Below are 16143 nucleotides of genomic sequence, written 5' to 3'. Positions count from 1 at the left end.
GAGGTTCAGGCCCCGGGCAACCCTGCCGCGCGGGGTGCCCAATTTCGATAGACAAGGAGAAAGACCCATGCCCGTCAAAAACCGTTTTGCCGAACTTCAGGCAGAGATCACCGCGTGGCGACGCGATCTGCACGAAAACCCTGAAATCCTGTTTGAGACCCACCGCACCAGCGCGCTGGTCGAGGAAAAGCTCAAGGAATTCGGCTGCGACGAAGTGGTCTCGGGCATTGGCCGCACCGGCGTTGTAGGCGTGATCAAGGGCAAATCCGACACGGCTGGTAAGGTCATCGGGTTGCGCGCCGATATGGACGCGCTGCCGATCCACGAAGAAACCGGTCTGGAGTATGCCTCCAAGACCGCAAACGCCATGCACGCCTGCGGCCATGATGGCCACACTGCGATGCTGCTGGGCGCGGCGAAATATCTCTCCGAGACCCGCAATTTCGACGGCACCGTTGTGGTGATCTTCCAACCCGCCGAAGAAGGCGGCGGCGGCGGCAAGGAAATGTGCGACGACGGCATGATGGACCGTTGGGGCATCCAAGAGGTCTACGGCATGCACAACTGGCCGGGCCGCCCGGTGGGCAGCTTTGCCATCCGTTCGGGCGCGTTTTTTGCGGCGACGGACCAGTTCGACATTACTTTCACCGGCAAGGGCGGTCACGCTGCAAAACCGCATGAGACCATCGACTCCACCGTGATGGCAGCGCAGGCGGTGCTGGCGCTGCAAACCATCGCGGCCCGCAACGCCGACCCGGTGCATCAGATCGTGGTGTCCGTGACCTCCTTCGAGACCTCCTCCAAAGCCTTCAACGTGATCCCAGAGCGCGTGCAGATCAAAGGCACCGTGCGCACCATGGCCCCCGAGATGCGCGACCTTGCGGAAAAGCGCATCAAAGAGATCTGCGCCGGTATTGCCTCCACCTTTGGCGGTGAGGCAGATGTGACCTATTACCGTGGCTATCCGGTGATGGTGAACCACGACGAGCAAACCGAATTCGCCGCGAAAGTGGCGCGTGATGTGTCGGGCCAGTGCGACGAGGCGCCGCTTGTCATGGGCGGCGAAGATTTCGCCTTCATGCTCGAAGAGCGCCCCGGAGCCTATATCCTTGTGGGCAATGGCGACACCGCCGCCGTGCACCACCCGAAGTATAACTTCACCGACGATGCAATCCCGGCTGGCTGTAGCTGGTGGGCTGAAATCGTCGAGCAGCGCATGCCTGCGGCCTGATCACGCGATATCGCCAAGCATAAGAAAGGGGGCCAAATTGGCCCCCTTTCGCATGGAAAACACCCTACCTTACGCAGACAACACACGTCTGCTCCATGACTGGGTAGGTTACTTGGTATAACTCTGGCCAACGATGGCACAGCGGTCAAAGCCGTCGGGCAGGCTCGCCTCACATTGGCTCAGCGCCGCAACGTCAGCGGCTTTCTGATCGCTAAAGCCCCAGGACTGACCGGTCGGCAGCACAGCTGCAGGCTCGGCACAGTCAATCGTCACATTGGCAGGATAGACTGGCACCGCGTAAGAGCCGTGACCGTCGATTTTCGCAGCCCAATCCACCATGGCCTCTTTGGCGCTGGTGCAGAGACCTGCGTCAACGCGCAGCATGCGCAGATCTTTGTCGACCATCGGGTTTGCGGATTGTGCAAAAGCCGGGGCGGACAGTGCAATTGCGGAGCCGAGGGTGATTACGGCGAGAGAAACCTTATTAAACATCGAAAACCTCCTGCATCATGACGGGCATGACAGCTGTTACGTCTGCATCGGCGCCGTGTCGCGCCGTCTGACCTAAAAACAATTCAAACACTCAAAGGTTCCGAGATTTTTATGCACCCGTCTCGGCGCATGGGTCATCGGTGATGGTAAGTGTTTGAAAAGTCGCAAGGTTACGGGGCTGCGATTTGATGCAATTTATTGGCTCATTTCGCGCTTCAAAAAACCAAAGGGCGCTGCAACGCCCCCTTTGGTCGGTGTGAAACCTCTATTGAGCAAAGCTCTGCCCAATAACCGCGCAGGTTTTGAAACCGCTCGGAAGATTGGCGGTACAGGCGGCGAGGGCAGCGGCATCTGCCGATTGCTGATCCCCAAATCCCCAAGACTTCCCAATCGGCAGGGTGGCACCAGAATTGCTGCAATCCACGGTCTGGCCAGCTGGGTAGCGCGGAACTGCAAAAGATCCAAACCCGTCAATCTTACGCGCCCAAGACACCATTTGCTGTTTCGAAGAGGCGCAAATGCCTTTTGAGATCCGCAGGACTCGTGGGGTGTCGGATGACATCTTCATCGGATTGCCTGCAACAGCGGGGGCGGCGATACCCAGTGACAGCGTAGACAGGGCAGCGGCGAGGGCTACAGATTTGAACATATTAACCTCCAGACAAAAGAAGAATTCAAATTCTTCAATACTGCGAGTCGTTCTCATGTGTGAGGCGGACTCAGGACGTTAACGAACATCTCTGTTTTTGTGGAGAAATATCGGGGAAAACCGCCAAGATCGCGTCATTTATTAACGTTTCGGCAAGATTTAGCTTGTCGCAACGGGGTTAAAGCACGGAGCGCTTAGAACTCGCAGTATTAAATTTCCAAAATGAGGGGTGCCGTTAAAACGGCCCCTCAAGTCAAAGGGAGTAAATGGTCAATTGTTCAGTAGCGCCCGATAGATAGCGATAATTGCGGCGGCTTCCCCTTCCAGACGAAAGATCTGAGCCACATGCGCCCGCGCCGCAGCCGACATCTCCTGCAGACGGGTTTCATCCGACAGCAGCTCGATGATATCTGCGGTGATCTTGTCGAGGTCTTCGATGTCGCACAACGTCCCGGTTTCACCGGGCACGACCAGTTCTTCAAAAGCGCCAACGCGGGTGGCCACCGCTGGCGCGCCGCAGGCCATCGCCTCAAGCGGGGTCAGGCCGAACCCTTCCCAGCGCTGCGGCGCCACATAGAGATCCAGTGCCTGAAAATGGCGCGGGACGTCTTCTACTGCCACCTCATCGCGAAACAAGATGCGATCACTCAGTCCAGCGGCGGCGACCTCATCCTTCAAACCCTTGAGGAATTCGGCATTGTCAGGGGTTGCCCGCCCCATCATCAACCCGCGTACTTTGGGGTTGGCGCGGCAGGCTTCGATCATGGCTTTGACAAAAAGATCGTTGCCTTTCTGGTGGCGAATACGTCCAAAGCACCCTACCAAAAGCCCATCTTCGGGAAGATCCAAGGCCCGGCGCAGGGCCGCGCGGTTCTCAACTGGCTGGAACAATTCACAGTCAACGCCATGGCGAATTACCGTCGCTTCGCGCTCCAGATAGCTTGCGGATTTCGAGGACGTCGCAATAACCGCATCCATGCGCCGGATCAGCCAGCGGGTAAAACCTGTGTGGCGACGCTGGGCAGCAGAGGTGAAAAGCAGCTTCAGCCGTTTGCCCAGCAGGTATTTGAGCGCTAGCCCGGCGACCATCTCGTTGTTGCGCCGGGCGTGCCAGACGCGCGCGCCAGATGGCCCCGATCTGGACATGGACCAAAGCGCGCTTGGCGTCACCTGAGGCACCTCTGCAGGCAAATCAGGAGCGGCAGCGCAGATCGCAATATCGCGCGCTTGAATGGGCACCAGCCGGATCACAGTAGAGGTCACACCCGAATAGCGTTTCTTAAAGTTCGGAGCGATTACATCGATCTGTTTGAGGTCGATCTGGCTCATGTGGTGCCCTCTATTTCTGCGGCAACAATTCGAGAAGCGCCGTCACGGTTTGATCCATCTGGTCGGACTGGCGCGCAAGAAAGCCGCGCGCGCGGTCGCGCGCTGTGTCTAGGGTATGCGGCTCTGTCAGCCAAGCCCCGACCGCATGGGTGAGCGTCTCGGCGCTGGTCACTTGTTTCGCGGCCCCGACCTTGATCAGTTCGGCAAACGACTCGGCAAAATTATAGCCGCCGGGGCCGGTTAGCACCGCACCACCGGCCTGCATCACCTCAAACGGGTTGTGACCGCCAATCTCGCGCAGGGAGCCGCCCAAAAAGACCAGTGGACACAGGCTGTACCAGATCCCCACTTCGCCCAGCGTGTCGGCAAGGTACACTTGAGTGGAGGTGCGGGGCAGGGCGTCGCGACTGCGCCGGATCGAGGTCAGGCCCGCCTCGGCAATCATCGCCTCCAGCTGGTCGCCTCGGTTCGGATGGCGCGGGGCCAGCAGCAGTAGCAAATCGGGGTGATCCACCAGCAGCGCCTTATGCGCCGCCAGCACGGTCTCCTCTTCGCCCTCATGGGTGGAGGAGGCCACCCAGACCGGGCGCGGGCCAATGGCGTCGCGGACCTCTGTCAGTGTGTCTTGATCCACCGGCAGCGGATCGGAGAGCGCCTTGAGGTTGCTGCCTTCTTTCAGACGGGCGGGATCGGCACCCATGGCCTTCAGGTTGACGGCGGTTTGCGCATTCTGCGTCAGCATCAGTGCGAACTGATCCAGCAGGAACCGCGCCGTGGTGTGGCGTTTGGTCCAACTGGCGACCGATTTCGGCGACAGGCGCGCATTCAGCAGCACCAGTGGCACGCCCGCCCCCCGTGCGCGCACCAGCATTTGCGGCCATAGCTCGCTCTCGACAAAAATGCCGAGGTCGGGTTTCCAATGGTCCAGAAACCGCGCCACCGCCGCGCCGGTATCCAGCGGCGGAAACTGATGGCGGGTGCGGGGTGGCAGCCGCTTGGCAATCAGATCGGCCGAGGTCGGCGTGCCGGAGGTAATCAGAAACTCCAGATCCGGCGCCGCCTCGCCAAGTCGGTGGATCAGCGTCAGCACCGACAGGCTCTCTCCGACGCTTGCGGCATGAAACCAGACCAGACGGCCCGCGGGGCGGGGCAGGGTGGCATAGCCCAGACGTTCGCGCACTCGCGCCTCTGGCACGCCATGCTGACGCAGCTTACCTGCAACCTTGGACCACATCAGCGGGGCCAACAGCGCAGAGGCACCGCGATAAAGATGATAGAGCAGAGTCGTGCGGACCTGCGATTGATCGCTCATATGTGGGGCCTTACCCGCCGGTGTGGCTCATGTGGCGCGGCATCTGGCCGTCCACGGTCTGGCGGGAGTAGTCAAAATCATGCCCTTTAGGCTTGAGGTTGATGGCGGCGCGAATGGCCTCTTCCAGCGGGGCCTCTGTGTCGGGATGGTCTCGCAGCGGCGCGCGCAGGTCGGCCATGTCTTCCTGACCAAGGCACATATACAGCTCCCCAGTGCAGGTGAGGCGCACCCGGTTGCAGCTTTCGCAGAAATTATGGCTGAGCGGCGTGATAAACCCGATCTTCTGGCCGGTTTCCTCAAGCCGCACATAGCGGGCAGGACCACCGGTGCGTTCGGCCAGATCGGTGACTTGATAGCCGGCCTCGTAGGCTTTGCGCACATCCTTCAGCGACCAATACTGGCCCAAGCGGCTTTCATTGCCGATATCGCCCATTGGCATCACTTCGATCCACGTCAGATCAATGCCACGCTCGGCGCACCATGCGGTCATCGAGAACAGCTCGTCCTCGTTAAAGCCCTTGAGCGCAACTGCGTTGATCTTGATTCTGAGGCCCGCAGCCTGCGCCGCATCAATGCCCCGCAGCACCTGCGGCAAGCGACCCCAGCGGGTGACATCCGCAAATTTCTTCTCATCCAGCGTATCAAGCGAGACATTGACCCGCCGCACACCTGCATCAAACAGCGCTTGCGCGTGTTTTTCCAACTGCGAGCCGTTGGTGGTCAGGGTCAGCTCCTTGAGCGCGCCGCTGTCCAGATGGCGGGTCATCGACCGGAAAAAGGTCATGATGTCGCGGCGCACCAAAGGCTCACCGCCGGTAATGCGCAGCTTCTCGACCCCGAGATGCACAAAGGTGGAGCACATGCGGTCCAGCTCTTCCAGTGTCAGAAGCTCTTTCTTCGGCAGGAAGGTCATGTTCTCGGACATGCAGTAGACGCAGCGAAAATCGCAACGGTCGGTGACCGAGACCCGCAGGTAGGTGATGGCGCGTGCGAAGGGATCAATAAGAGGTGCTGTCATAAAGACATAGGTAAGGCGGTAATTCGCTCAGGACAATAGGGGCTTGCATGGTGCAAGCGGCATTGTGACTGGCATCCGCGCAGCGGTGCCGCTAGGGTCGCGCCATGACTCGACGTGTGTTCAAATATTTGACCCTTGCCGCGCTCGCTGCCGGAGGGGTCTCCGCGTGCAACGCCCTTGGCGGTGTGCATCTGAGTTCTCAGGTTCTGCAGGGCTCCGGCTCTGGTGTGCGGATGGAGCCCTCAAGGCCGGTCTCCCCGGATGCGCCGCCTGCAGTTCAAACGCAGGAGCTTTCGTCCTCGGGTGGGACCACATGGTCCTCTCCGTCTGATCGCCAAGAGGTCAGCACCGCCGCGTTGGACACGCCCACCTCCCGTGAGGTCGCGCCGGTGACAACAACCACACCGCAGACCAGCGCGCCCGCGCCTGTGGTGGCCTCCGCTCAGTCTTTTGTCGGGCAGAAAACCACCGTCGCAGGTCTGGGCGACCCCGGTCGTGATGGGTTGTGGATGGAAACGCCGCTGGTCTCATCGCGCCGCAATGCGCGCCTGACCGCGCCGAACGGCAAATCAATCGTCGTGACGCTGGAGCCGATCTCAGGTGCCGCAGGGCAGGGCAGCCGCCTGTCGATTGACGGGATGCGGGCGCTGGGCTTGCCTTTGACGGAATTGGTCGAATTGAAAGTTGGCCCGGCTTAAACGCCGCGCCAACCCGAATTTACGCGTTTTATTTCAGGTATTTTACCGCTTCTTTGCGGGCAAAGGCCTTCATCTGATCGCCATGTTCCGCAAGAAACGCACGGGTGCGGTCTGCGTCATGTTTCGACAGATCCCGCAGCCACCACGCGATGGATTTCTGGATGAACCAGTCGCGATCTTGCACGTAGGTTGCCGCCCAGCCAAGGATGCGCTCGCGCGTGGCTAGATCCGCAGGTTTTGGATTGGACAGTTTGGCCCACGGCAGGGTGGAGACCAGCGCCGCGCGGCGGCTCCACATATGGTCTGATGTGGTCCAGCCTTCGACCACATCCAGCCGCGCCGGATCAGCCTGCAAACGCTTGGAAATGGCCGAGGCCGCGTGGTCGGCAATCGCCCAGCTGTCGAAGTCGGGAACCCAGGTTTGCACAAGATCCCAGACCGCCGTGTCCGGCTTGATCCGGGCCTGTGTCAGCAGCTTGGCCGCCAGAATGCGCGCTTCAAAGATGTCACTGGCCCACAGACCTGCGGCAAGATCCACGCGGGCCTCAAGGTCCAGTTGCCCGCGCCAGTCACGCGACAGCGTGTTGAGCACCTCATTGCCGACACCCAGAACCGTGCGGTTCTGTTTGTGATAGGCGATCATCTGCTCTGCGCGCCCCGGTTCAACCTGCGCCCGGAGCGCCTCCAGCGCCGCGTCCGGCGTCATTCGACCGTCACCGATTTGGCGAGGTTGCGCGGCTGGTCCACATCCGTGCCTTTGGCAATCGCGGTGAAATAGGCGATCTGCTGCGCCGGAATGGCATAGAGGATCGGCGCCAGCGCATCTGGCACCTGCGGCATGGTGATGACCTCGGCTGTGCCGTCAGAGGCTTCGCGCGCGCCATCGGCATCCGTCACCAGCACCACGCGCCCGCCGCGTGCCATCACCTCCTGCATGTTGGAGATGGTCTTTTCAAACAGTGCATCACGCGGTGCCATAACGATCACCGGCACACTGTCATCAATCAACGCGATGGGCCCGTGTTTCAACTCGCCCGAGGCATAGCCTTCGGCGTGGATATAGCTCAGCTCCTTGAGCTTCAGCGCGCCCTCCAGTGCCAGCGGATAGAGCTGACCGCGCCCGAGGAAGATAATATCGCGTGCCCCCGCCAGATCGCGCGATGCCGCAGCGATCTGTGCTTCAGACGCCAGCGACTGATGGATCAGACCGGGCAGGGCGCGCAGGTCGGCGGGCATGCCTTCGGGCAGGGGCAGACCGCGATCCTGCGCCGCTTTGAGCGCCAGCATTAACAGCACCGTCAACTGGCAGGTGAAGGCCTTGGTCGAGGCCACGGAGATTTCCGGGCCTGCGTAGATCGGCAGCACCACATCGCTTTCCCGCGCGATGGAGCTTTCGGGCACATTTACCAGCCCGGCGATGACATCCGCCTTGCCCACCATGTAACGCAATGCGGCCAGCGTGTCGGCGGTTTCGCCAGACTGCGAGACAAACAGCGCCAGCGTGCCGGGGCTGACGGGCGGTTCGCGATAGCGAAATTCAGATGCTACATCGACCTCGACCGGCAGGCGCGCAATGGTTTCCAGCCAGTATTTCGCCACCATACAGGCATAATAGGCCGTACCGCAGGCGACCAGAGACAGGCGCTCGATCTTGCTGAAATCCAGCCCCTCGGGCATCTGGATCTCACCGCTGTCGCTCAGATAGGCTTTCAGCGCCTTATCAACTGCAACCGGCTGTTCGGCGATTTCCTTGGCCATGAAGTGCTTGTGGCCATCCTTGTCGACGCGGGCATTTTCCAGCTTGATCTGGCGCATCTCGCGGTTGGCGAGATTGCCCTTGGTGTCCCAGATCTCAAGGCTCTGTCGGGTCAGGACCGCAAAATCGCCCTCTTCGAGATAGGTGATCTGATCCGTCAGCGGGGCCAGCGCAATCGCATCCGAACCCACATACATTTCGCCCTCACCATGGCCCACCGCCAGCGGCGAGCCCTTGCGCGCGGCGACCATCAGATCCTCTTGACCGTCAAACAGGAAGGCCAGCGCAAAAGCGCCGTCCAGTCGCGCCACGGTTTTGCGCGCGGCCTCCGTCGCAGAGGTGCCGTCACGCATATAAAACTCGCAGAGCAGCGCCACGGTTTCGGTATCGGTCTCAGTGACAAAGCGGATGCCATGACCGGCAAGCTCGTCGCGCAATTCCTTGAAATTCTCGATGATGCCGTTGTGAACCACCGCCACGCAGCCTGCCTGATGCGGATGCGCGTTGGACACGGTCGGTGCGCCGTGGGTGGCCCAACGGGTGTGGCCGATGCCGGATTTGCCGGGCAGCGGATCATGCACCAATACATCCGAGAGGTTCACCAGCTTGCCCACGGCACGGCGACGGTCCAGATGCCCGCCGTTCACCGTGGCGATGCCGGCGCTGTCGTAGCCGCGATACTCCAGTCGCTTCAGCGCCTCAACCAGAATGGGCGAAACCTCGTGAGTGCCGAGCACCCCAATAATACCACACATAAAATCTATCCTTTGGCCTTCGCCGCTTTTTTCGCGCGCAGCATGTCCATCAGCTTGCGCGCGCGGCCGGGTTTGTTTGTCTGCTGGGCGCGTGCAATGGCGAGATCCCCGTCACCGACATCCTTGGTGACGATGGTACCGGTTGCGGTCATCGCCTCATTGCCGACCTTCACTGGGGCCACCAGACAGGTGTTGGAGCCGATAAAAGCCCGCGCGCCGATCTCCGTGCGGTGCTTCATTACGCCATCGTAGTTGCAGGTGATGGTGCCCGCGCCGATATTTGTCGCCTCTCCGACAGAGGCATCGCCGATGTAGCTGAGGTGATTGACCTTCGCGCCCGCCGCGATTTCGGCGTTTTTGATCTCAACGAAGTTGCCCACATGGGTGTCCTCGGCCAGCTCTGCACCGGGGCGCAGGCGGGCGTAGGGGCCGACCTTGGCGCCTCGCGACACATGACAGCCCTCAAGATGCGAAAACGCCCGGATCAATGCGCCGCTCTCAACGGTGACGCCGGGACCAAAGACCACATTGGGTTCGATCACGCTGTCGCGCCCCACGATGGTGTCAAACGCCAGATAGACCGTCTCTGGTGCCATCAGCGTGACGCCGAGGTCCAACAGCTCCGCCCGCGCACGGGCCTGAAAGACCGCATCCGCGGTGGCCAGATCTGCGCGGGAATTGATGCCGAGCGTCTCGTCCTCGGGGCAGGCCACAGCTGTCACCGCAAGCCCGTCCGCACGGGCCAGCTCCACCAGATCGGTCAGGTAGTATTCGCCAGAGGCATTGTCATTGCCGACCTTATCAAGGAGGCGGAACATAACGTCCGCATCGCAAGCCATCAGGCCCGAATTGCAAAAGGTGATCGCGCGCTCGGCCTCGCTTGCGTCCTTGAACTCGACGATTTTCTCAAGGCTTTCGCCGTCCATGATCAACCGGCCATAGCGTGCGGGGTCCGCCGCCTCAAAGCCAAGGATGACCAGATCAGCGCGGCTGCGGGCGGCAATCATGCGCTCCAGCGTGTCTGCCGACACAAACGGCGTGTCGCCATAAAGCACCACCACATCGCCCTGAAACCCCTCAAGCGCCGCACGGGCCTGCAGGACGGCATGACCGGTGCCAAGTTGCTCTTCTTGCAGGACCACCGTGGCATCCGGGTCGATCTCGGCGGTGGCGGCACGCACCAGATCTGCCTCATGACCTGCCACGACAACCGTGCGATCCGGGTCAAGCGCACGCCCTGCGCGCATGGCATGTTCCAACATCGGAGCTTGTGCAATCGGGTGCAGGACTTTTGGCAAATCGGAATTCATCCTGGTGCCTTTGCCTGCGGCGAGGATGACGAGGGCAGTGCTCATGGGGTGTTTTCCCTTTGAGTTTTTGTTGCCCCCGTTCTATCCGCTAACAGAGGATGCGCAAGGTGCGTGACCATAAACTTCAGTTGCGACTTGCAATATCTGGCGGCGAATTTGCGCCGAAGCGGAGGACTTTTGATGCGCACAGTGATCTTTGACCTTGATGGCACCCTGGCCGATACCTCCGTGGATTTGTTGGCGGCGGCCAATCATTGCTTTGGGGTTATGGGGCTTGGTGACATGCTGACCCACCCCGAGGACGCCAAGATCGCGCTGCGTGGCGGCAAGCGTATGCTGACCGAGGGGCTGACCCGTGCGGGCCAGTTCAAGGACGCCACGGTCGAAGAATACTACCCCGTGCTGCTGGAGGCCTACCGCGATGGCATCGACACACATACGGTGATGTATCCCGGCGCAATGGACGCGGTGGAGGCCCTGAAACGCGCAGGCTACGGCGTCGGCATCTGTACCAACAAACCCGAAGCCTTGGCTGAGGAACTGATGCAGCGCCTCGGCGTGCGTGATGCGTTTGCGTCTCTCGTGGGCGCTGACACTTTGCCGGTGCGCAAACCGGACCCCAAACCGCTCTTTGAGGCTGCTCGCCGGGCCGGGGGCGCGCCAGAAATGTGCGTGCTGATCGGGGACAGCGACACTGACCGCAATACCTCAAAGAATGCAGGGGTGCCGTCAGTGCTGGTGACTTTTGGTCCGGCCGGGCCGGAGATGGCCGCGCTCAACCCCGAGGCGCTGTTGCATGATTATGCCGATCTGCCGGGGATCGTGGCGGAGCTGATTGGGGTCAACAGCATCGGCTGACCCCGCATTGGGTCTCAGGGCGTCATGATTGCGGCCCGCTCGAACGCGGCCTCGGCGGTGGTCAGATCATCATAGACCAGACGGACCTTGATGTTTTGCACGGACCCCAGCTCAAAGCTGCGATAAGGCGCGCCGTCGCCGCTCTTGATTGCGCCGGGAGAGCCCTCATCGGCGTGGCATTTCGGCATGTCCCAGATTTCATACTCCCCTTCATTGATGGCCACTTCCATCTGCAAGAGCCCGCAGCGCCACGCCCACAGATGGGTCACATAGACCAGATCCTGCCCGTCATATTCACGCACCGCGACCCAATTGGCCTGCGTTGCGTTCAGCACGGGTTTCACCTCTGTGGCGGTCAGGAACTTGCCGGTCACAATCTGCGGTTCTGCCGTGAGGCCGGTGGTGTCCTGCGCCTCGGCTGCGGTGCTGTAGATTGCTGCCGCCAGCGCAATCGGGGTGAAAATGGAAGACATAAAAAGGCCCTTTCGCGGGTTCGGGTCATCGTTGCGCCCAAAGCTACCCTGAGCCGAAGGGCGAGGGAACTGCAAAACCTGCGGCAAGCTGGCATCCTGCGCGCTCTTGACCTTGGGCGGGCAGCGGATCATGACTTTGCTTATGACAGAGCGATTTACCGGAAACTTCACCCAGCAAGACCCCATCCCCGAGGAGGCCATCGCCGCCGCCGTCGAGGTGATGCGCCATGGCCGCATTCACCGCTACAACCTCGCCGGTGACGAGCAGGGCGAAACCGCGCTTCTGGAGCAGGAATTTGCGCAGATCATGGGGGCAAAATATTGCCTTGCGGTGGCATCTGGCGGTTATGCGCTCGCCACCGCCCTGCGGGCCATTGGGGTGGGGCACGGGGATAAGGTGCTGACCAACGCCTTTACCCTCGCGCCAGTGCCGGGGGCGATTGCTTCGGTGGGGGGCACGCCGATCTATGTGGGTGTGACCGAGGATCTGACCATCGACCTTGAGGATCTGGCGGCGAAGGCGCAGGACGCCAAGGTCTTGATGCTCAGTCATATGCGAGGGCATCTGTGTGATATGGATCGCCTGATGGAGATCTGCACGGCCGCCGGGGTCACGGTGATCGAGGATTGCGCCCACACCATGGGGGCCAGTTGGAATGGCACGCTGTCCGGGCGTCATGGATTAATCGGCTGCTACTCTTGTCAGACCTACAAACACGTAAACTCCGGCGAAGGCGGCCTGCTGATCACCGATGACGCGGAGGTCGCCGCCCGCGCCATTATGCTGTCGGGGTCCTATATGCTCTATTCGCGCCATTTGGCGGCACCTGAACCTGAGGTGTTTGAGCGGGTGAAATACGACACCCCCAATATCTCGGGCCGGATGGACAATCTGCGCGCCGCGATCCTGCGCCCGCAACTGCGCGATCTGAACACTCAGGTCGATCGCTGGAACGAGCGTTACCGCACGCTGGAGGCAGGTCTGCGCGACACGCCGGGCCTTACCGTGATTGAACGCCCGGAAGCGGAGGTCTATGTTGGCTCTTCCATCCAGTTCCTGCTCTTGGATTGGTCGCCGGAGGCCGTTCAGGAAGTGCTGACACGCTGCGGTGCGCGTGGCGTGGAGCTAAAATGGTTTGGTGTGCCGGAACCTGTCGCCTTTACCTCGCGCTACGACAGCTGGCGTTATGCTCCGGCGCAAAGCCTACCTGACAGCGACCGTATCCTTGCGGGCATCATAGACATGCGCGTTCCGCTGACCTTCAGCCTTGAGGATTGCGCACTGATCGCCCGCATCATTCGCGCCGAGGTCAGCGCGGTCTGGCAAGCGCAGGGCGCAGATGGCTGACCCTATGTCGCGCTAGACCGCGATTTGCGTGATCGTGGAAGGCTCCAGCAGCGCCCGTTGGTTTTTGAGCGCCCGCGCAATGAACTGTTTCTGACGCGCGTTTTGTGGAATGGGACGGGCGGGGGCGGTCAAAACACCGCCCATCGCCGCCAATTCCGGGAACAGATAAGTGATCTCTGCCCGCGCTTCCGGTGTGACCGCCGAAAGAGAGCGCTCCGTGACCAGAAAACTCTCGCTCGGCGCGCCATTGGCATAAACCACCTCATGCGCATCAAACAGCATGTGGAAATAGATCACCGGCTGCTCCGCGTCGCATAGGCTGACATCGGGATGATCCAAGAGGCGTGCCGCTGCGACAAAAACCTCGGCCTCGCCAAACATTCGCTCAGCAATCCGCGAGCGCACCAGCATACGATGCTGACGTGAGACATAGAGCGGCTGTTGCGGCAAGCCGCCGCCCAATGCGCCGCGTCCAATCCGCACCGGGCGCAGTTTCGGGTTCTGCGCGAGGTGCTGACGCGACAGCGGACGCCGTCCCATCCAGCGCAGTGGTCTGAGCCCACGCGCGGTAACGATCATATCGCCGGGACGCAGATCTTCAATGCGGCGTTGGCCCTGTGCAGTCTCAATCAGCGTGCCCGCGCAAAAACACACCATCATCTCCACATTGTCGATGATCGCGCCGAGGCTGTCGTTGGGGCCAATCTCTGTAAAACGCAGGGTGTAATCGCCCGCAGCGGGGAACGTGATGTCCAGCGACACCTGATTAAAGCTGTTGGTGGTGGGCAGAACCGTCATCGATGAGACAACATTGCCCGCATCATCAAGGATTTCGACCTCGAACCCCTCAATACCCGCATTGGAATTGGAGGCCGTGCGCAGCGCCACATCAAAGGTCAGCTGCGTTGTGATCGGATTGTCGACGCTAAAGCTCTGCTGCATGACCGTGGTCTGGCCACGATGACCATCCAGTTCCGCCACGCGGTTGCCGGAGCCGCCACTGATGTAGGACGACTGATTGTACGAGGCTTCGATATCGTTGCCCGTCCAATGCGCAGCACCGCTGTCAAACGTGCCATTCAGAATCAGATTGTGAAGCGGCATGAGACGTATCTCTCCCGTCGGGCCAAACTGTTTATGGTAACTTATTGGTAGGGGATATGGCCAAAGTGGGGCCAAAAGTAACCCTTTGATTAAAAAATCAATCCAATGTGAAGTTTTCGACCCGCAAAGACCGATAGGCCGCCATTTCACCGCGCGTGCGTGTCCACAAACCCGTCGCGGCAGCAGCAGAGCGAACATCGGCGTTGACCGATCTGCGGGGCTGTGGCATTTATTGAACAAGTGTTCATTAAATATCGTGACTCGGGAGGAGACGCGCAAATGTTCAACGCAAGCATGACATTCGATCTGGGCGAGGACGTAAACGCCCTGCGCGACATGGTGCACCGCTGGGCGCAAGAGCGCGTCAAGCCAATGGCGCAGGAGATCGACCAGAAGAACGAATTCCCCGCCGACCTCTGGACAGAGATGGGCGAGCTGGGCCTTCTGGGGATCACCGTTGATGAGGAATATGGCGGCGCGGGCATGTCCTATCTGGCGCATACCGTCGCGGTTGAGGAAATCGCGCGGGCCTCGGCCTCGGTGTCGCTGTCCTACGGCGCGCATTCCAACCTCTGCGTCAACCAGATTAAGCTCAACGGCAACGCCGAGCAAAAGGCGAAATACCTGCCACGATTGATTTCCGGCGAACATGTTGGCGCGCTGGCAATGTCCGAGGCTGGCGCGGGTTCCGACGTGGTGTCGATGTCGCTGCGCGCCGAAAAGCGCAACGACCGCTATGTTTTGAACGGCAACAAATACTGGATCACCAACGGCCCCGATGCCGACACGCTGGTGGTCTATGCCAAGACCGATCCCGAAGCAGGCTCCAAAGGCATCACCGCCTTCCTGATTGAGAAAGAGTTCAAGGGGTTCTCCACCTCCAAGCATTTCGACAAGCTCGGAATGCGCGGGTCGAACACCGCCGAGCTGGTGTTCGAGGATGTGGAAGTGCCGTTTGAAAACGTGCTGGGCGAGGAGGGCAAGGGCGTGCGCGTCCTGATGTCCGGTCTGGATTACGAACGCGTGGTGCTGGCAGGCATCGGCACCGGGATCATGGCGTCGTGCATGGATGAGATGATGCCCTATATGGCCGAGCGCAAACAGTTCGGCCAGCCCATCGGAAACTTCCAGCTGATGCAGGGCAAAATCGCCGATATGTACACCGCGATGAACACCGCGCGCGCCTATGTCTATGAGGTTGCCAAGGCCTGCGACAAGGGCACGGTGACCCGTCAGGATGCGGCGGCCTGCTGTCTCTATGCCTCCGAGGTGGCGATGACGCAGGCGCATCAGGCGGTGCAGGCGTTTGGCGGGGCGGGCTATCTCAACGACAACCCGGTTGGTCGGATCTTCCGCGATGCCAAGCTGATGGAAATCGGTGCGGGCACATCGGAAATCCGGCGCATGCTGATTGGGCGCGAATTGATGTCGCATATGAGCTGATGCGGATCGCCTACTGGATCCCGATTGCGGTGCTGGCGTTGGTGCTGGCCGGGATCGGGTTCCGCTATGGCATCATTCGCCAAGGCATCACCGAGTCTGATGTGATCACGCATTACGCGCAAAAATATCTCGCGGATCACGCGGTTGCGGGGGCCGCTGGCCGCGCAAAGCTCAGCGATTGCGTGGCGCGACCCGCAAAAGACGCCGGTTTCTGGACGTGGCTTGTGGTCACCTGCCGCCCTGATGGCACCGCACAAGACGTGGGGTTTCGCTATCAGGTCAATTGGTTGGGTGGGCTGATTGATGTCACAAGGCTGGGGCAAACGCCGCCCACAACGCCCCAAACCTGAGTGGGCCGATTGCAGGC

Annotated in this window: 16 protein-coding genes; 6 read left to right on the top strand and 10 right to left on the bottom strand. The window is 60.7% G+C overall.

Features of this window, described 5'->3' with window-relative positions:
• Window positions 1-67: 67 nt before the first annotated feature.
• Window positions 68-1231, top strand: a complete 1164-nt coding sequence (locus QNI81_RS09310) for a M20 aminoacylase family protein (RefSeq protein WP_110365753.1) — start codon at window positions 68-70, stop codon at window positions 1229-1231.
• A gap of 108 nt (window positions 1232-1339) precedes the next feature.
• Here QNI81_RS09310 and QNI81_RS09305 read toward each other — a convergent pair whose 3' ends face one another.
• From QNI81_RS09305 to moaA, 5 genes are all read right to left on the bottom strand, one after another.
• Window positions 1340-1723: a hypothetical protein gene (locus QNI81_RS09305; RefSeq protein ID WP_009178762.1), complete on the bottom strand. Its 384-nt coding sequence runs from the start codon at window positions 1721-1723 to the stop codon at window positions 1340-1342.
• A gap of 265 nt (window positions 1724-1988) precedes the next feature.
• Window positions 1989-2372, bottom strand: coding sequence for a hypothetical protein (locus QNI81_RS09300; protein WP_283966323.1), 384 nt, complete (start codon window positions 2370-2372; stop codon window positions 1989-1991).
• 270 nt (window positions 2373-2642) lie between these two features.
• Window positions 2643-3701: a glycosyltransferase family 4 protein gene (locus QNI81_RS09295; RefSeq protein WP_283966322.1), complete on the bottom strand. Its 1059-nt coding sequence runs from the start codon at window positions 3699-3701 to the stop codon at window positions 2643-2645.
• A gap of 10 nt (window positions 3702-3711) precedes the next feature.
• Entirely contained in the window at window positions 3712-5013 is a 1302-nt protein-coding gene (locus QNI81_RS09290) for a 3-deoxy-D-manno-octulosonic acid transferase (protein ID WP_283966321.1), read from the bottom strand.
• Window positions 5014-5023: 10 nt separating this feature from the next.
• A complete protein-coding gene (moaA, locus tag QNI81_RS09285; RefSeq protein ID WP_065323043.1) occupies window positions 5024-6031 on the bottom strand; it encodes a GTP 3',8-cyclase MoaA in 1008 nt (335 codons plus the stop codon).
• Between the two features lie 104 nt (window positions 6032-6135).
• On the opposite strand from moaA, the gene QNI81_RS09280 reads away from it, so the two are divergent.
• Window positions 6136-6729, top strand: coding sequence for a hypothetical protein (locus tag QNI81_RS09280; protein WP_283966320.1), 594 nt, complete (start codon window positions 6136-6138; stop codon window positions 6727-6729).
• Window positions 6730-6757: 28 nt separating this feature from the next.
• Here the strand turns inward: QNI81_RS09280 and QNI81_RS09275 are convergent, their stop codons facing one another.
• Genes QNI81_RS09275 through glmU form a run of 3 tightly spaced genes read right to left on the bottom strand, consistent with a single transcriptional unit; the run spans window position 6758 to window position 10595 of the window.
• On the bottom strand, window positions 6758-7435 hold the full coding sequence (locus tag QNI81_RS09275) for a DNA alkylation repair protein (protein WP_283966319.1): 678 nt from the start codon (window positions 7433-7435) through the stop codon (window positions 6758-6760).
• The gene (glmS, locus tag QNI81_RS09270) at window positions 7432-9240 is read right to left on the bottom strand and encodes a glutamine--fructose-6-phosphate transaminase (isomerizing) (protein ID WP_283966318.1); all 1809 of its coding nucleotides are present in this window, start codon (window positions 9238-9240) and stop codon (window positions 7432-7434) included. The genes QNI81_RS09275 and glmS overlap by 4 nt, the downstream gene beginning before the upstream one ends.
• A gap of 5 nt (window positions 9241-9245) precedes the next feature.
• A complete protein-coding gene (gene glmU / locus QNI81_RS09265; RefSeq protein ID WP_283966317.1) occupies window positions 9246-10595 on the bottom strand; it encodes a bifunctional UDP-N-acetylglucosamine diphosphorylase/glucosamine-1-phosphate N-acetyltransferase GlmU in 1350 nt (449 codons plus the stop codon).
• A gap of 135 nt (window positions 10596-10730) precedes the next feature.
• On the opposite strand from glmU, the gene QNI81_RS09260 reads away from it, so the two are divergent.
• On the top strand, window positions 10731-11408 hold the full coding sequence (locus QNI81_RS09260) for an HAD-IA family hydrolase (protein WP_126137341.1): 678 nt from the start codon (window positions 10731-10733) through the stop codon (window positions 11406-11408).
• A gap of 14 nt (window positions 11409-11422) precedes the next feature.
• On the opposite strand, the gene QNI81_RS09255 is transcribed toward QNI81_RS09260, so the two are convergent.
• Complete coding sequence (locus tag QNI81_RS09255) at window positions 11423-11881, bottom strand: hypothetical protein (RefSeq protein ID WP_110365789.1); 459 nt, start codon at window positions 11879-11881, stop codon at window positions 11423-11425.
• A 142-nt stretch (window positions 11882-12023) separates the two neighbouring features.
• Between QNI81_RS09255 and QNI81_RS09250 the strand changes: the two genes are divergently transcribed.
• Window positions 12024-13229, top strand: coding sequence for a DegT/DnrJ/EryC1/StrS family aminotransferase (locus QNI81_RS09250; protein ID WP_283967880.1), 1206 nt, complete (start codon window positions 12024-12026; stop codon window positions 13227-13229).
• Between the two features lie 12 nt (window positions 13230-13241).
• Here QNI81_RS09250 and QNI81_RS09245 read toward each other — a convergent pair whose 3' ends face one another.
• Window positions 13242-14333 (bottom strand): Hint domain-containing protein, encoded by a 1092-nt coding sequence (locus QNI81_RS09245; protein ID WP_283966316.1) that lies wholly within the window; start codon window positions 14331-14333, stop codon window positions 13242-13244.
• A 279-nt stretch (window positions 14334-14612) separates the two neighbouring features.
• Between QNI81_RS09245 and QNI81_RS09240 the strand changes: the two genes are divergently transcribed.
• Window positions 14613-15776 carry an isovaleryl-CoA dehydrogenase gene (locus QNI81_RS09240; RefSeq protein ID WP_283966315.1) on the top strand — a complete coding sequence of 388 codons (1164 nt, stop codon included), beginning with the start codon at window positions 14613-14615 and terminating at the stop codon, window positions 15774-15776.
• On the top strand, window positions 15776-16126 hold the full coding sequence (locus tag QNI81_RS09235; RefSeq protein ID WP_009179043.1) for a hypothetical protein: 351 nt from the start codon (window positions 15776-15778) through the stop codon (window positions 16124-16126). Before QNI81_RS09240 ends, QNI81_RS09235 begins: the two co-directional genes overlap by 1 nt.
• Window positions 16127-16143: the final 17 nt, after the last annotated feature.

Origin of the sequence: Tritonibacter sp. AK171 (assembly GCF_030127025.1) — a bacterium.
Classification (GTDB): Bacteria; Pseudomonadota; Alphaproteobacteria; order Rhodobacterales; family Rhodobacteraceae; genus Epibacterium; species Epibacterium mobile.
The sequence above is the reverse complement of the archived record's forward strand: the minus strand, read 5'-3'. Positions and strand labels throughout refer to the sequence as shown.

Excerpts from the sequence above, each read along its gene's own strand:
- QNI81_RS09310 (WP_110365753.1), top strand. The coding sequence starts at position 68 with ATGCCCGTCAAAAACCGTTTTGCCGAACTTCAGGCAGAGATCACCGCG.
- QNI81_RS09305 (WP_009178762.1), bottom strand. The coding sequence starts at position 1,723 with ATGTTTAATAAGGTTTCTCTCGCCGTAATCACCCTCGGCTCCGCAATT.
- QNI81_RS09300 (WP_283966323.1), bottom strand. The coding sequence starts at position 2,372 with ATGTTCAAATCTGTAGCCCTCGCCGCTGCCCTGTCTACGCTGTCACTG.
- QNI81_RS09295 (WP_283966322.1), bottom strand. The coding sequence starts at position 3,701 with ATGAGCCAGATCGACCTCAAACAGATCGATGTAATCGCTCCGAACTTT.
- QNI81_RS09290 (WP_283966321.1), bottom strand. The coding sequence starts at position 5,013 with ATGAGCGATCAATCGCAGGTCCGCACGACTCTGCTCTATCATCTTTAT.
- moaA (WP_065323043.1), bottom strand. The coding sequence starts at position 6,031 with ATGACAGCACCTCTTATTGATCCCTTCGCACGCGCCATCACCTACCTG.
- QNI81_RS09280 (WP_283966320.1), top strand. The coding sequence starts at position 6,136 with ATGACTCGACGTGTGTTCAAATATTTGACCCTTGCCGCGCTCGCTGCC.
- QNI81_RS09275 (WP_283966319.1), bottom strand. The coding sequence starts at position 7,435 with ATGACGCCGGACGCGGCGCTGGAGGCGCTCCGGGCGCAGGTTGAACCG.
- glmS (WP_283966318.1), bottom strand. The coding sequence starts at position 9,240 with ATGTGTGGTATTATTGGGGTGCTCGGCACTCACGAGGTTTCGCCCATT.
- glmU (WP_283966317.1), bottom strand. The coding sequence starts at position 10,595 with ATGAGCACTGCCCTCGTCATCCTCGCCGCAGGCAAAGGCACCAGGATG.
- QNI81_RS09260 (WP_126137341.1), top strand. The coding sequence starts at position 10,731 with ATGCGCACAGTGATCTTTGACCTTGATGGCACCCTGGCCGATACCTCC.
- QNI81_RS09255 (WP_110365789.1), bottom strand. The coding sequence starts at position 11,881 with ATGTCTTCCATTTTCACCCCGATTGCGCTGGCGGCAGCAATCTACAGC.
- QNI81_RS09250 (WP_283967880.1), top strand. The coding sequence starts at position 12,024 with ATGACAGAGCGATTTACCGGAAACTTCACCCAGCAAGACCCCATCCCC.
- QNI81_RS09245 (WP_283966316.1), bottom strand. The coding sequence starts at position 14,333 with ATGCCGCTTCACAATCTGATTCTGAATGGCACGTTTGACAGCGGTGCT.
- QNI81_RS09240 (WP_283966315.1), top strand. The coding sequence starts at position 14,613 with ATGTTCAACGCAAGCATGACATTCGATCTGGGCGAGGACGTAAACGCC.
- QNI81_RS09235 (WP_009179043.1), top strand. The coding sequence starts at position 15,776 with ATGCGGATCGCCTACTGGATCCCGATTGCGGTGCTGGCGTTGGTGCTG.